This is a genomic window from Pseudomonas sp. LBUM920, assembly GCF_003852315.1.
Taxonomy (GTDB): Bacteria; Pseudomonadota; Gammaproteobacteria; order Pseudomonadales; family Pseudomonadaceae; genus Aquipseudomonas.
In genome coordinates this window covers 4,954,898-4,969,150 of sequence record NZ_CP027762.1, presented here as the reverse complement: position 1 = coordinate 4,969,150, position 14,253 = coordinate 4,954,898, and the positions used below count along the sequence as shown (strand labels likewise).

Below are 14,253 nucleotides of genomic sequence, written 5' to 3'. Positions count from 1 at the left end.
GTGACTATTCGACCTCTTTTCGCGGCCCTCGCCGTTGTTGCTTTGGCGGGATGTGCAGCCGATCCTGCGCCGAATGAGCAAATACGCCTCACCCAGCAAGCCCTGGAGCAAGCCAGCGCCGTGGGGGCCAGCGCCGACGATTCGCCTGAGCTGAAGCTGGCCGAAGACAAATTCGCCAGGGCCAAGGCCGACATGGCCGATGAGTCCTACAAGCATGCGCGCATGCGGGCCGAACAAGCCGAGTTGGACGCGCGTCTGGCCGAAGCCAAGATTCTGACCCAAAAGAGCCAAGAGCAACTGAGCGTGCTCAACACCCGCATCACCCGCCTGCGCAAGCAATTGCAGTTGGGAGAAGCCCAATGAGCCCGATGATCCGTGGTTTGAGTTGTGTCGTGCTGCTGGGCAGCGCCGCCCTGGGTGGTTGCGCCAGCCAACCGAACAGCGAGCAGGCCTTGCAACAGGCCGGCACTGATTTCCAGAAGGTCAAGGAAGACGCCAATGTGCTGCGCTTTGCACCCAAGGACGTCATTCGCGCCGGTGAGTCCCTGGCGCGCGCCGATCGTTTGTCCAGCTACTGGGGCAGCGGTGCCGACGTGGTGCATTACGCTTACCTGAGCCAGCGTTACAGTGCGATCGCCCGCGAACACACCGAACAGGGCCTCAACGCCGAGCGCGGCACCAAGCTCGAATTGGAACGCCAGCGCCTGCAGCTGGCGCTGCGCGAAAACAAACTTGCCAGCGTGCAGCAACAGGGCAAGTGGCTCGAAGAGCAAATCGCCAGCCTGACCACCACCCAGACTGATCGCGGCCTGGTGATGACCCTCGGCGATGTGTTGTTCGACACCGGCGAAGCGCAATTGGAAAACTCGGCCAACCGCACGGTGTTGAAGATTGTGCAGTTCCTGCAACTGAACCCCAAGCGCGTGGTGCGCATCGAGGGCTACACCGACAACACCGGTGGCGAGCAGGAAAACCTGAAGCTGTCGCGCGACCGTGCGCAATCGGTGGCCGACGTGCTGATGGACCTGGGGATCGATGAAAAGCGTATCCAGGTCGAAGGCTATGGCGACCAGTACCCGGTCGAAGCCAACGCCTCCGAACGTGGCCGCGCGCAGAACCGTCGGGTGGAAATTGTGTTCTCCGATGAAAAGGGCCAGCTGGGCGCTGCCCGCTAACGCCTGACGCCGATCAACCTGTGGGAGCGGGTTTGCTCGCGAATGCGGTGTTTCAGTCAACATTTCAGTGGCTGACACGCCGCATTCGCGAGCAAGCCCGCTCCCACATTTTTGTTCGGGGTCCACCCTTACAGTTTTTTCTATCACTGCCGCCCGCGCTCGACTATTCTCGCAACTGTCCCCGTACACTTCTAAACTGTGCCGGTATGTTTCACACAAAAATAAAATACCCGTGAAATCGAGTGCTGCGTCATGACCAATCTGTTGCTCTACCAACGTATCGCCCAGCAACTGGCTGAGGACATCCGCCGTGGCGTCTATCAGCCCGGTGAGCGTGTGCCCTCGGTGCGCAAAATGAGCTCCCAGCTCAACGTCAGCCACGCCACGGTGTTACAGGCCTATGCCAATCTGGAAGACCAGGGGCTGATCCGGGCGCGGCCGCAGTCGGGCTATTACGTGCACCAGACACCTGCGTTGACGGCGCCCACGCCGGACATCGCGCGGGTCGAGCGCCCGGGGTTGGTCACCCGCAGCAGCATCATCCAGCAAGTCTTGGTCGAGTCGCGCCGCGAAGGTGTGTTCCCATTGGGCGCCGCCGTGCCGAGTGTGGATTACCTTCCTGTGCGGGCGCTGCACCAGCAATTGGCCAAAGTCACCCGCTTCCAAAGCCCGCGCGCATTCAGTTACATGTTCAGCCCGGGCTTTGAGCCATTGCGCCGCCAAGTGGCGATTCGCATGCGCGACGCCGGCGTAGTGGTGGACCCCTCCGAAGTGGTGATCACCCACGGTTGTGTCGATGCGTTGCAGATGTCGTTGCGCGTGCTGACCCGCCCGGGCGACCTGATCGCCGCCGAATCGCCCACCTATTACGGTTTGCTGCAATTGGCCGATCTGCTGGGCCTCAAAGTCATCGAGATCCCCAGCGATCCGTCCACCGGCATGAGCCTTGAGGCCTTGCAACTGGCGGCCAACCAATGGTCGATCAAGGCCCTGGTGCTGACCACGCGCCTGAGCAATCCCCTGGGCGCGACCATGCCTGAGGAACGCCAGAAACAGTTGCTGCGCCTGGCCTCGGATTTCGATATCCAGATCGTCGAGGACGATATTTACGGCGAACTGATGTTCGAACTGGGCCGCACCAAGGCGCTGAAAGCCTACGACCGCCTCGACCGGGTGATCTACTGCTCGAGCTTTTCCAAGACCTTGTCTCCCGGCGTGCGCATCGGCTGGATGATTGCCGGCAAATACCAGCAGGAAATCCAGCGGCTGCAGATGTTCAGCACCCACTCGGCCTGCAGCGTGACCCAGATGGGCGTTGCGGCCTACCTGGAAAACGGCGGGTATGACCGCCACCTGCGTTATATCCGCCAGGAGTACCGCAAGAACCTCAGCGCGTTTCAGCTGGCGGTGCAGCAGTATTTCCCGGAAGGCACGCAAATGACGCGCCCCAACGGCGGCTTTATCCTGTGGGTCAGTTTGCCGGGGCGGGTCAATACCCAGGAACTGCACGTGCGCGCACTGCAGCAGGGCATCAGCATTGCGCCGGGGGTAATTTTCAGTAATACGGAACAGTTCAACCACTGTATTCGCCTCAACTGCGGCACGCCGTGGAACCGCGAAGCAGAGCGGGCGCTGATGACCTTGGGGATGCTCGCCAGCCAGCTGTGCCAGGAAACCGCAGCCGGGCTTTGAGGCCGGTGGCTGAGGCGTGTAATGGGGACAGTACCGATAGCTGGCTAATCACCAGACTTGTCATGCCGCGCACAACAAGCGAGCATATGGCCCTCTGCCGTTAATGCTGTTGGCGATATGACATCTATTTTTCGCGCTGCTGTAGTGGTTGGCCTGTTAAGCCTGTGTAACGTCGGCACCGTGCTGGCGGCAACGCCTGTGGTGTCTGAAAGCAAGCCCGCCGCCAGTACCGAGCAGGACACCCCCGCGAAAAAACCGGCGCCTGCTAAAAAAGCCCCGGCGGCCAAAAAGAAAGCCGCCACGGTGAGAAAGCGCGCACCCGTCGCGAGCAAGTCCAAGTCAGCCCATGAAGTAGCGCAGACCAAACTGCCACCGGCACAGTTGGACCTGACACTGCCTAATGAGATGGTCAGGCACTTGCAGCCCATTGGCACCCTGCCCAAGCCCAAGAGCGTGCCCTTGCTGCCGCCGATGTTTGGCGAGAAACCCTCCGACAACAGCGCGTTCCAGATCAACGGCCGCTTGCTCAGCAACGAGATGAAGCTGCAGTTGCGTAACGACGAACGTCGCGACATCGAAGGCGCGGCGCTGGATTTCGAATTCAAGCAATAAATGTCCGCGCAAAGGTGACGCCACCCATCGACCATCTGTCGCAGACTGGTCAGTCACTTTTGTTTTGTGCGAAAAACCCCTGTTAGACCATTTTAAAACGTCTGTTTAAGGGCGTACTCTAGCCCGGCCATCCACATTGAGTCGTCGAGGACCTGTTGGTCATGAAATGCCGTGAAGGCTGTGGCGCATGCTGCATTGCCCCCTCCATCAGTTCGCCATTGCCGGGAATGCCTCACGGCAAACCCGCGGGCGAACGCTGCCTGCACCTGTCGGTCGAACAGCTATGCCTGCTGTTCGGCCAACCGGAACGCCCAGCGGTGTGCAGTGATTTCAAGGCAGATCTGGATGTCTGTGGCAACGACCAGGCCGATGCGATCCGGTTGATCGGCTGGTGGGAGCAGATGACGGCGGCTTGATGGGCTTTACTATCGGAACTTCGACAATAAGGAATACAACAATGGGTTCGCTGAAACGAGTGGCTGTGTTGTGCGGTTTTACGGTGTTGTTCGCTGCCACGGCGCAGGCTGAGGACTGGCAGGTCGCCAAGGACGAGGACGGTATCAAGGTGTCCCTGAGCGAAATTGCCGGCTCCAAATACAAGGCCTACCGCGGTGTGACGCTGATCAAGGCGCCTGTCGCCAAGATCCAGGCCCTGCAGGAAGACGTGGCCGGCGCCTGCTCCTGGATCCACGAATGCAAATCGCAAAAACTGCTCAAGACCGAAGGCGACAAGAGCTGGACCTACACCCAGTTCAAGGCACCGTTCCCGGTGACCGACCGCGATTCGATCCTCGAAATCACCACGTCCAAGGCCGCCGATGGCACCGTGACCCGCAAATTGCTGGAAGTGCCGACTTACCAGCCGGAAGTAAAAGGTTACGTGCGCGTTGCCCAGGTAGACGGCTACTGGAAGCTTGTGCCAAAAGGCGACAACCAGACCGAAGTGACCTACCAGGTGCACACCGAACCAGGCGGCAGCGTGCCATCGTGGCTGGCCAACAAGTTTGTGGTGGACGCGCCGTTCAACACCTTGAAAGCCTTGAAAGAACACGCTGAAAAATAAGTGTCATTAATCAGGTGCCTCCTGACTTGAGTGGAACGTTTGCCGAGCCCTCAAGGTCCAGATAGTTGTAAGCCCACACACGGGTTTTATCGAGGAGGCACCGATGCAAAAGTGGCAGATTACCTTCGTTGATGATCACGGCGTTCAGTCCGTCGAGCAGTTCAGCTGCGACCAGAAGCCCAGCCTCGAAGACGCGGCACACATGATTCGTAACAAGCTGGTGCCAGTGGCCGCCGAACTTGACCTGAATGATTTGGAAGGGCGCAAACCCCAGCCTACGGTCAAGATTCTGAAAGACCAGAACAGTATTCAAATCCTCGACATTTCGCCCGCCGCCTGAACATTGCCTGTATGCCCTTCAAGCGCCTCTGGTGGAGGTGATAGCTTCGCGCTACTCTGCAACCGAGATCAGCGAATGAATCGCTAAGGTCTGGTCTTGTCAGCTACATGCTTGTTTTCCCGCGGTGTCGTTAATGCCGTAGCACCCGCGCCAGCAGGGCGCGGTCTTCGGGAAGCACGGAAAGTCTATCCATCAGTTTGAGGAGGACGTTTCATGAGCACAGCCTATCAAGAAGACATCAGCACCAACGTACTGCGCCGCATGAAAGAAGGCGGTTTCGACTTCTCACGGTTTCACCCCATCGAGTTCTACGCCATTTTCCCGGATGAGGAACGGGCGCGCAGGGCTGCGGGTCGATTTCGTGGGGAATCCCTGAATGCCCAGGTCAGCGCGCGCGATGATGGCGCCTGGTACCTGGAACTGAGCAAAATCATGTTCGCCACCTACGACGGCATAGGAGACTTCGAGCAAGACTTTGAAGCGGTGGTCGAGCCTTTGGGCGGGATCATCGAGGGATGGGGCGTCAAGCAGGAGGTGCGTGGGTTACCCATGTAGCGGCATTCGATGAGCAACACAGCGTATCGGCTGACCCTTGGGTCGGCCGATTTTGTTTGTGCACGCCTCACAACCGCATCCTCAATATAGCCACCCACTACGAGCCCGGCCTGCCGCCGACAGCGTCTTTAACGTCGCGATCCCCGGCAAGTCGGGCTTTTGGCTTTCTACCGCGCAAAAAAAACCACCCAGACAGGGTGGCCTAAAGGGAAGAGCGGTTCGCTGACATCTCAGGAAACATCCTGGTCAGCCGGTGTGAGGATTATCCGCAAGCGTGACCGGGCAGTGAAATCAACTCTGACTATGCTGTTGATAGTCAAAGCCCGCATTGCGATGAAGCGTGGTACGGGACAGCGGGCGTTCTGCGCACCAGGACGGTGCGCGCGGAACCCGTAGGTTATTCAACTCACTGATTTATAAGTGTTTATGCCGCTGGCACGGGCCTTGCGACGGTTCTCGCGCCCGGGTGACAAGGAGTACGGCATGATCCGCACTTATTACGATGAAATGTACGACGGGGCAGGGCAGGTCCGCCCCCATTACCGCGAGTTCGCCCGCTGGTTAGCTGAAACCCCCGCCGAACTGCTGGCCCAGCGCCGGCGTGAAGCCGATTTGCTGTTCCACCGCGCCGGGATCACCTTCACCCTTTACGGGGACGAGCAGGGCACCGAGCGCCTGATTCCTTTCGACACCATCCCGCGCAGCATTCCGGCGAGTGAGTGGCGGATTGTCGAGCGCGGCTGCATTCAACGGGTCAAGGCGCTGAACCTGTTTCTCGCCGACCTCTACCACGAGCAACGCATCATCAAGGCTGGAATCATCCCCGCCGAACAGGTGCTGGCCAACGAGCAGTACCAGTTGGCCATGCAGGGCCTGGACCTGCACCGCGGTCTGTATTCCCACATCTCCGGTGTCGACCTCGTACGCGATGGCGACGGCACTTACTACGTATTGGAAGACAACCTGCGCACACCAAGCGGTGTCAGTTACATGCTCGAAGACCGCAAAATGATGATGCGCCTGTTCCCCGAGTTGTTCGCCGCCCAGCGCATCGCGCCCATCGACCATTACCCCAACCTGTTGCTCGACACGCTGAAAAGCTCGAGCCCCCTGGATAACCCCAGCGTGGTGGTGCTGACCCCGGGGCGCTTTAACAGCGCGTTCTTCGAGCACGCCTTTCTGGCGCGGGAAATGGGTGTGGAATTGGTGGAAGGCGCCGACTTGTTCGTGCGCGATGACCGCGTATTCATGCGCACCACAGACGGCCCCAAGGCCGTGGATGTGATCTACCGTCGCCTCGATGATGCCTTTCTCGACCCACTGGCCTTCAACCCGGACTCCATGCTCGGCGTGCCCGGCCTGCTCGCGGCGTATCGCTCGGGCAATGTGGTGTTGGCCAATGCGATTGGCACCGGGGTGGCGGATGACAAGTCGGTGTATCCCTTCGTCACCGAGATGATCCGTTTTTACCTGGATGAAGAGCCGATTCTGAAGAACGTGCCTACGTTTCAATGCCGTAAGCCCGACGAATTGTCCCACGTGCTGGCCAACCTTCCGGACCTGGTCGTCAAGGAAACCCAAGGTTCCGGCGGCTACGGCATGCTGGTGGGCCCGGCGTCGACAAAAGCGGAAATCGAAGCCTTCCGTGCCCGCATCAAAGCCAAGCCCCACGCCTATATCGCGCAGCCGACGCTGTGTTTATCCACGTGTCCGACTTTTGTCGAAAACGGCATCGCGCCGCGCCATATCGACCTGCGGCCGTTCGTGTTGTCCGGCAAGGAAACCCGCGTGGTGCCCGGCGGCTTGACCCGCGTGGCCCTGCGCGAAGGCTCGCTGGTGGTCAATTCGTCCCAGGGCGGCGGCACCAAAGACACCTGGGTGGTCGAGGACTGATGCCATGTTGAGTAGAACTGCCTCGGATTTGTACTGGATGTCGCGTTACCTGGAACGCGCGGAAAACCTCGCGCGCATGCTTGATGTCAGCTATTCGCTGTCGCTGATGCCTCAGGACGGGCGCGGTGATGGCCTGCACGAATTGGCCATGCCGCTGCTGATCACCGGCACCTTGGAGGATTACCACGAGCGCCACGGCGAACTGCATGCCGAGCGCCTGCTGCACTTCTTTGCGTTGGACGCGGCCAACCCGGCGAGCATCTACAGTTGCCTCGGCGCCGCGCGCGCCAGCGCCCATGCAGTGCGTGGGCGAATTACCGCCGACATGTGGGAAAACATCAACGCCACTTGGCTGGATATTCGTGACATCGCCCAGCAAGGGCTGAGCCGCTACGGCATGAGCCGGTTCTGTGAGTGGGTCAAGGAGCGGTCGCACCTGTTCCGTGGCGCCACCTACGGCACCATCATGCGTAATGATGCGTTTCGTTTTATTCGGCTGGGCACCTTCATCGAGCGTGCCGACAACACCCTGCGCCTGCTGGATGCGCGCTACGAAATGGCCGGCGACCAAGCCGCTGCGGTCAGCGACGGCACGGCTCATGCCTACTATCAGTGGAGTGCCTTGCTGCGCGCGCTGTCATCGTTTGAGGCTTACACCGAAATCTACCGTGACGCCCCCGGCGCCCGGCAGGTGGCCGAACTGCTGTTGTTGCGCGCCGATGTCCCACGCTCGCTGCGTGCCTGCAGCGAGGAAATCGACCAGATCCTTGCCAGCCTGCCCGGCCTCAATGGCCGCCCGGCCCAGCGCCTGGCCGCCGAGATGGACGCGCGCCTGCGCTTTACTGCCATCGACGAAATTCTCGAGGAAGGCCTGCATGCCTGGCTGACCGACTTCATCCCTTTGGTCCGCCAGTTGGGCGACGCCATCTACAGTTCCTACCTGGAGGCGGCATGAGACTTTCCATCAGCCACGAAACCACCTACCACTACGAAGACATGGTGCGCGCCAGCATCCAGTACCTGCGCCTCACGCCCCACGACAGCGAACGCCAGCACGTGCTCAGCTGGCAGCTCGATCTGCCGCGCCCGGTGCGCGCGCAGGTCGACCCGTTTGGCAACATCCTGCATGTGCTGACCCTTGATGAGCCCCACGACGCCATCATCATCGGCGCGCGTGGCCAAGTGGACATCGATGAATTGCGCGAGGCTGAGCACGAAAGCCAGTCGGCGTTTCCGTTTCTACGCAGCACGCGGCTGACCGAGCCGGACGACGCGTTGCGCGGTTTTGCCCACCAGCATTGCCGTCAACGCCGCGACCGCTCTGCGTTGATCGACCTGATGCATGCGCTCAACCAGTCAATGGTTTACACGCCCGGCGCCACTGAAGTCGACACCTGCGCCGCCACGGCGTTTGCGGGGCGCGCAGGCGTGTGCCAGGACCACACCCATGCATTCCTGGCCTGCGCGCGCAGCCTGGGCATTCCAGCGCGATATGTGTCGGGGTATTTGTACACCGAAGACAGCACGCACCTGGCCAGCCACGCCTGGGCCGAAGCCTGGCTGGATGACGCGTGGTACAGCTTTGATGTGACCAACCAATTGGCGCGGCCCGAGCGACATTTAAAGTTGGCGGTGGGCCTGGATTACCTGGATGCCTGCCCGGTACGCGGCATGCGCCGAGGCGGCGGGCATGAGCAGATGCACGCCAAGGTGTTCGTGGCGCCGACGCCGGTGATTTTGGTGCAGCAGCAGTAATCTTCAGAACGCAGCAGATTAGATGTGGGAGCTGGCTGGCCTGCGAAAGCGGCGGGTCAGCTGTAAATGGGTTACTGACCGACCGCCATCGCAGGCCAGCCAGCTCCCACAGTGAGCGGTGGTGTTTTCAGAGTCTTTGCCAGGCTCAAGGCTGCTGCTTACGCCCCGCCATGTGCTTCAAATACCCCACCAGCAAATCCAGCTCACCGTCCGGCAACACACTGGCCGCGAACGCTGGCATCTTCGCCTGGGGCCAATGCCGCAGGCTCTGCGGATCACGGATATAACGCTTGAGGAAATCCCCGCTGAAATATTCCGTAGGGTTGTAGGGAATATTCAGGTCCGGCCCCACCTGCGCATCGCCGGCGCCGTTGAGGCGGTGACAGGCCAGGCAGTTTTTCTGGAACACCGCAAACCCCTGGTTGATCGGGTCATTCGCGGCGAGTTTCGGGTCAGGCAACAACGCCGGGAAACGCTCGGCCACCGTCTTCAATTGCTTGATCCCGGAGATCTGGAAAGGCCACTGCTCAGGGCTGATGTTGCCGGCTTGCGGGTCGGTCCACACCAGATAGAACGGCCCGGCACTCGGCTTGCCTTCGGCCAGCGCGGGCCAAGGATGAGCCGGGTCTTCGACCGCCAGCCAGGCACGTGCACCGTGTTTTTGCAGCAATGGCGCCGCCGTCAGCTCGGCGGCGAACCCGTCGAGGGCGACGGCTTGCAGATGATTTTCCTGCGAGAGGCCGGGCAACAGAGCCGCCAGCGGCACCGCGCGATAAGTCATCTCGCGCTTGTAGGAAACGTCATCGACGATATGCACCGTCTGCGCATCCGGATGCTTGAGCAGATCTTCGGTCTGCCAGGTTTTGCTGGCGTGGTCCAAGTCGATGGTCAACTGGGCAGCCGCAGCGGGAAGGGCCAACAGCGCGGTGAGAAAGGCGAGGATCAGTTTCAAGTGTGAGCCCGGTTTGAAGTGGCGATAGCGCCCACGATACCGGAAATCGGCACGCAAAAAGACAGCCCCTGCAACAGGACCGCTATACGCAATGCCCCGGCAGGTGCTGCCAAACGCTGCAGTCCTGATGCAATGTGTGCACGGAATGTGAGGATCGAGTCGTCACCCAATAACCTTGGTTAAATTGGGCAAGATCAGAATCAGTGTGGTGGCGAACAGAATAAGTCCCGCCTGACGTACTTTCGAATGTTTGAACATGGCTGACTGCCTTTTGTTGTTATTCCTGAGCGTCAAATGCGTGCCGGTCAATTTCAGTATCGCAACGTGACGTGTCGCTTTTCTTACAGCTGCTCCAGCAAAACCCGGCAGCAACTTCTTACTGATTGAACCTTAGAGCCCTCGTTCTGCGTGGCTTAGATCCATTTAATATCAGCTAATCAGCATTTCTACTTAAAAAGGCATGAGGCATATCGCCATCTTGGCGCCAATGCCTTGGCTAGACCGCTAAAACGATTAACCCACGCTTTCCCATAGCACCCTACCGTTCGTCCGAGCGTGAGGGTCAAAAGCAATGAGCGCATCCGTCATTGAAACCGTGTCAATCGGGCCTAAGGTAGGGGCACACACGCACTGCGTTCGAGGATGTCATGACCCAAGCTTTGATCTTTGATGCGATACGCACGCCCCGGGGCAAAGGCAAGGCCGACGGCGCCCTGCACAGCGTCAAGCCGGTAAACCTGGTGGCGGGTCTGCTCACCGCGCTGGCACAGCGCAGCGACCTCGACACACGCCAGGTGGACGACATCGTGCTCGGTTGCGTTACCCCGGTGGGCGACCAGGGCGCCGACATCGCCAAGACCGCCGCACTGGTGGCGGACTGGGACATCAGCGTCGCTGGCGTACAAATCAACCGTTTCTGTGCTTCGGGCCTTGAAGCGGTGAACCTGGGCGCGATGAAAGTGCGTTCCGGCTTTGAGGACCTGGTGGTGGTCGGCGGCGTCGAATCCATGTCGCGCGTGCCCATGGGCAGCGATGGCGGCGCCTGGGTGCTCGACCCGCAGACGAACATGCACAGTCACTTCACACCTCAAGGCATCGGCGCGGACTTGATCGCGACCCTGGAAGGCTTCACCCGCCAGGACGTCGACGCCTTCGCCCTACATTCCCAGCAGAAAGCGGCCAGGGCGCGTGCGGACGGTTCTTTCAACAAGTCGCTGATCGCGGTGCAGGACCAAAACGGCATTGTGCTGCTGGACCACGACGAGTTCATTCGCGGCGACTCCAGCCTTGAAGGCCTCGGCAAGCTCAAGCCGAGCTTCGAGATGATGGGCCAGATGGGCTTCGATGCCACCGCCTTGCGCGTTTACAGCCATGTGGAACGCATCCATCACGTGCACACGCCAGGTAACAGTTCCGGCATCGTCGACGGTGCCGCGCTGATGTTGATCGGCTCCGAGGCCAAAGGCCGCGAACTGGGCTTGCAACCGCGGGCGCGCATCGTCGCCACGGCGGTCACCAGCACCGACCCGACCATCATGCTCACCGGCCCGGCGCCGGCCACGCGCAAAGCTCTGGCCAAGGCCGGTTTGCGCGTGGAAGACATCGACCTGTTCGAAGTCAACGAGGCGTTTGCCTCGGTCGTCCTCAAGTTCATCAAAGACATGGGCATCGACGCTGCGCGGGTCAACGTCAACGGCGGCTCCATTGCCATGGGCCACCCGCTCGGCGCCACGGGCTGCGCGATCCTCGGCACCCTGCTCGACGAACTGGAAGTGCGCCAGCAGCGCTACGGCCTGGCCACCCTGTGTGTCGGCGGTGGCATGGGTATCGCCACCATCCTCGAACGCCTCTGAGCCCAAGGAACCTGTCATGACCGACGCCATTCGTTACGAAAAAGGCCAGGACCAGATCGTGGTGCTGACCCTCGACATGCCCGGCCAGAGCGCCAACACCATGAACGGCGTGTACCGCGAGGCCATGGCGGCCACAGTCGCGCGCCTGGAGGCAGAAAAGGACGGCATCGCCGGGGTGGTGATCACCTCGGCGAAGAAAACCTTTTTTGCCGGCGGTGACCTCAATGAATTGATCAAAGTCGACAAGGCCCACGCCAAGGAATTTTACGACGGCGTGGTGGTGTTGAAGGCCCAACTGCGCCGTCTGGAAACCCTCGGCAGGCCAGTGGTGGCCGCCATCAACGGTGCGGCGTTGGGCGGCGGCTGGGAGATTTGCCTGGCGTGCCATTACCGTGTTGCGCTGGACGACAACGCGACACAACTTGGCCTGCCGGAAGTCACCTTGGGATTGCTGCCGGGCGGCGGCGGGGTAGTGCGCATGGTGCGCATGCTGGGGTTGGAAAAGGCCCTGCCGTATTTGCTGGAAGGCAAGAAGGTGCGGCCGCAGCAGGCGCTGCAGGCCGGGTTGATCAATGCGCTGGCGAGGGGTCGCGATGAGTTGCTGGCCAAATCCCGCGCCTGGATTCTGGCCAATCCCGAGGCCAGACAACCATGGGACAACAAGGCTTATCAGATCCCGGGCGGCACGCCGTCGAACCCGAAAGTGGCGCAAATGCTGGCGATTGCACCGTCGATTTTGCGCAGCAAAACCCATGGCTGCTTCCCGGCCCCGGAGAAAATCCTCTGCGCCGCCGTGGAGGGCGCCCAAGTGGATTTCGACACGGCGCACCTGATCGAAACGCGCTACTTCACCGAACTCGTCACCGGCCAGGTGGCGAAAAACATGATCGGTACCTTGTGGTTCCAGCTTAATGAAATCAACGCCGGCAGCTCACGGCCACAAGGTTTTGCGCCGCACGTCACGCGCAAAGTCGGCGTACTGGGCGCGGGGATGATGGGCGCGGGCATCGCCTATGTCAGCGCCAGTGCGGGCATCGAAGTGGTGCTCAAGGACATCAGCCTGGCCGCGGCTGAAAAGGGCAAGGCGCATTCGGCTGCGCTGCTGGACAAGAAGATCAGCCGTGGGCAACTGACCGCCGAACAGCGCGACATCACCCTAGCGCGGATCCATCCTACGCAAGACGACGCCGACCTGGCCGGCTGCGACCTGATCATCGAAGCGGTGTTCGAAGACCGTGAACTCAAGGCCAAGGTCTCGGCCGCCGCGCAACGTGTGGTCGGCAGCGATGCGGTCATCGCCTCCAACACCTCGACCTTGCCCATCAGCGGCCTGGCCAACGCCGTGCCCGATCAAGGCAAGTTCATGGGTCTGCATTTTTTCAGTCCGGTCGACAAGATGCCGCTGGTGGAAATCATCAAGGGCGCCCACACCCGCGACGAAACCCTGGCCCGAGGTTTTGATTTCGTTCTGCAAATCAAGAAAACTCCGATCGTGGTCAACGACAGTCGTGGTTTTTTCACCTCGCGGGTGTTCGGCACCTTCACCAACGAAGGCATTGCCATGCTCGGCGAAGGCGTGGCTGCGCCGATGATCGAAACCGAAGCGCGCAAGGCCGGCATGCCGGTGGGGCCGTTGGCGGTGTCGGATGAGGTGTCGCTGAGCTTGATGAGCCACATCCGCCAGCAAACCGCGAAAGATCTACAGGCTGAAGGCAAGGCGCCGCCGACGCATCCCGCGACCCAGGTGATCGACCTGTTGGTGAATGAGTACAAACGCGCGGGCAAGGCGGCGGGCGGTGGTTTTTACGACTACCCCCAAGGGGCGCAGAAACACCTGTGGCCGGAGCTGAAAGCGCGCTTTGAACAGCCCGACAACCAAATTTCGCCACAGGATGTGCGCGACCGTTTGCTGTTTATCCAGGCCATCGAAACCGTGCGTTGTGTGGAGGAGGGTGTGTTGAGGTCGACGGCTGACGCCAACGTCGGCTCAATCTTCGGCATTGGCTTTGCCGCGTGGAGCGGCGGCGCGCTGCAGTTTATCAACCAGTACGGCCTGAACGATTTTATCGCCCGGGCGCGCTACCTGGCCGAGCAGTATGGGGAGCGCTTCTCGCCCCCGGCTCTGCTGCTGGAAAAAGCAGCGCAGGGAGACATATTCGCCTGACCTAAACGCCCTACCCTGAATCATGGAAAACCAAGGTGGGAGCGGGCTTGTCCGCGACAGCAGTGTGTCAGCCACTGCAAATTTCGGCCGATATAACGCCATCGCGGGCAAGCCCGCTCCCACATTGAGGCACTTGGCGAGACTTGCTTTGCAGGGGTGTTTCGAGGCAGGCTCTGGGGTGTGCATTATTCCCATCACC

The 14,253-nt window shown here is 60.6% G+C and carries 14 protein-coding genes; 13 read left to right on the top strand and 1 reads right to left on the bottom strand.

Going from position 1 to position 14,253, the window contains the following annotated elements; genetic code table 11:
• From C4J83_RS22920 to C4J83_RS22870, 11 genes are all read left to right on the top strand, one after another.
• Complete coding sequence (locus tag C4J83_RS22920; RefSeq protein WP_119742034.1) at positions 1-363, top strand: DUF4398 domain-containing protein; 363 nt, start codon at positions 1-3, stop codon at positions 361-363.
• Positions 360-1,175, top strand: a complete 816-nt coding sequence (locus C4J83_RS22915; RefSeq protein WP_106576191.1) for an OmpA family protein — start codon at positions 360-362, stop codon at positions 1,173-1,175. The genes C4J83_RS22920 and C4J83_RS22915 overlap by 4 nt, the downstream gene beginning before the upstream one ends.
• A gap of 252 nt (positions 1,176-1,427) precedes the next feature.
• Entirely contained in the window at positions 1,428-2,867 is a 1,440-nt protein-coding gene (locus C4J83_RS22910) for an aminotransferase-like domain-containing protein (protein WP_106576193.1), read from the top strand.
• Between the two features lie 117 nt (positions 2,868-2,984).
• Entirely contained in the window at positions 2,985-3,479 is a 495-nt protein-coding gene (locus C4J83_RS22905; protein WP_124418276.1) for a translation initiation factor 2, read from the top strand.
• Between the two features lie 161 nt (positions 3,480-3,640).
• Positions 3,641-3,895: a YkgJ family cysteine cluster protein gene (locus C4J83_RS22900; protein ID WP_083357231.1), complete on the top strand. Its 255-nt coding sequence runs from the start codon at positions 3,641-3,643 to the stop codon at positions 3,893-3,895.
• Between the two features lie 41 nt (positions 3,896-3,936).
• Complete coding sequence (locus C4J83_RS22895; protein ID WP_106576195.1) at positions 3,937-4,542, top strand: START domain-containing protein; 606 nt, start codon at positions 3,937-3,939, stop codon at positions 4,540-4,542.
• A gap of 103 nt (positions 4,543-4,645) precedes the next feature.
• Positions 4,646-4,882 (top strand): hypothetical protein, encoded by a 237-nt coding sequence (locus C4J83_RS22890; protein ID WP_124418275.1) that lies wholly within the window; start codon positions 4,646-4,648, stop codon positions 4,880-4,882.
• Positions 4,883-5,095: 213 nt separating this feature from the next.
• Entirely contained in the window at positions 5,096-5,437 is a 342-nt protein-coding gene (locus C4J83_RS22885; protein WP_003193463.1) for a ribonuclease E inhibitor RraB, read from the top strand.
• 483 nt (positions 5,438-5,920) lie between these two features.
• Positions 5,921-7,330 carry a circularly permuted type 2 ATP-grasp protein gene (locus tag C4J83_RS22880; RefSeq protein ID WP_124418274.1) on the top strand — a complete coding sequence of 470 codons (1,410 nt, stop codon included), beginning with the start codon at positions 5,921-5,923 and terminating at the stop codon, positions 7,328-7,330.
• 4 nt (positions 7,331-7,334) lie between these two features.
• Positions 7,335-8,285: an alpha-E domain-containing protein gene (locus C4J83_RS22875; RefSeq protein WP_106576198.1), complete on the top strand. Its 951-nt coding sequence runs from the start codon at positions 7,335-7,337 to the stop codon at positions 8,283-8,285.
• On the top strand, positions 8,282-9,085 hold the full coding sequence (locus C4J83_RS22870; protein WP_124418273.1) for a transglutaminase family protein: 804 nt from the start codon (positions 8,282-8,284) through the stop codon (positions 9,083-9,085). Before C4J83_RS22875 ends, C4J83_RS22870 begins: the two co-directional genes overlap by 4 nt.
• 145 nt (positions 9,086-9,230) lie before the next feature.
• Here the strand turns inward: C4J83_RS22870 and C4J83_RS22865 are convergent, their stop codons facing one another.
• Positions 9,231-10,037, bottom strand: a complete 807-nt coding sequence (locus C4J83_RS22865; protein ID WP_124418909.1) for a c-type cytochrome — start codon at positions 10,035-10,037, stop codon at positions 9,231-9,233.
• A gap of 647 nt (positions 10,038-10,684) precedes the next feature.
• Between C4J83_RS22865 and C4J83_RS22860 the strand changes: the two genes are divergently transcribed.
• Together C4J83_RS22860 and C4J83_RS22855 are read left to right on the top strand one after the other, a co-directional pair.
• A complete protein-coding gene (locus C4J83_RS22860; protein ID WP_119742044.1) occupies positions 10,685-11,890 on the top strand; it encodes an acetyl-CoA C-acetyltransferase in 1,206 nt (401 codons plus the stop codon).
• Between the two features lie 16 nt (positions 11,891-11,906).
• Entirely contained in the window at positions 11,907-14,054 is a 2,148-nt protein-coding gene (locus C4J83_RS22855) for a 3-hydroxyacyl-CoA dehydrogenase NAD-binding domain-containing protein (protein ID WP_124418272.1), read from the top strand.
• The last annotated feature ends 199 nt before the right edge of the window (positions 14,055-14,253 follow it).

Coding starts and splice junctions, on each gene's coding strand:
- C4J83_RS22915 (WP_106576191.1), top strand. CDS start 360: ATGAGCCCGATGATCCGTGGTTTGAGTTGTGTCGTGCTGCTGGGCAGC.
- C4J83_RS22910 (WP_106576193.1), top strand. CDS start 1,428: ATGACCAATCTGTTGCTCTACCAACGTATCGCCCAGCAACTGGCTGAG.
- C4J83_RS22905 (WP_124418276.1), top strand. CDS start 2,985: ATGACATCTATTTTTCGCGCTGCTGTAGTGGTTGGCCTGTTAAGCCTG.
- C4J83_RS22900 (WP_083357231.1), top strand. CDS start 3,641: ATGAAATGCCGTGAAGGCTGTGGCGCATGCTGCATTGCCCCCTCCATC.
- C4J83_RS22895 (WP_106576195.1), top strand. CDS start 3,937: ATGGGTTCGCTGAAACGAGTGGCTGTGTTGTGCGGTTTTACGGTGTTG.
- C4J83_RS22890 (WP_124418275.1), top strand. CDS start 4,646: ATGCAAAAGTGGCAGATTACCTTCGTTGATGATCACGGCGTTCAGTCC.
- C4J83_RS22885 (WP_003193463.1), top strand. CDS start 5,096: ATGAGCACAGCCTATCAAGAAGACATCAGCACCAACGTACTGCGCCGC.
- C4J83_RS22880 (WP_124418274.1), top strand. CDS start 5,921: ATGATCCGCACTTATTACGATGAAATGTACGACGGGGCAGGGCAGGTC.
- C4J83_RS22875 (WP_106576198.1), top strand. CDS start 7,335: ATGTTGAGTAGAACTGCCTCGGATTTGTACTGGATGTCGCGTTACCTG.
- C4J83_RS22870 (WP_124418273.1), top strand. CDS start 8,282: ATGAGACTTTCCATCAGCCACGAAACCACCTACCACTACGAAGACATG.
- C4J83_RS22860 (WP_119742044.1), top strand. CDS start 10,685: ATGACCCAAGCTTTGATCTTTGATGCGATACGCACGCCCCGGGGCAAA.
- C4J83_RS22855 (WP_124418272.1), top strand. CDS start 11,907: ATGACCGACGCCATTCGTTACGAAAAAGGCCAGGACCAGATCGTGGTG.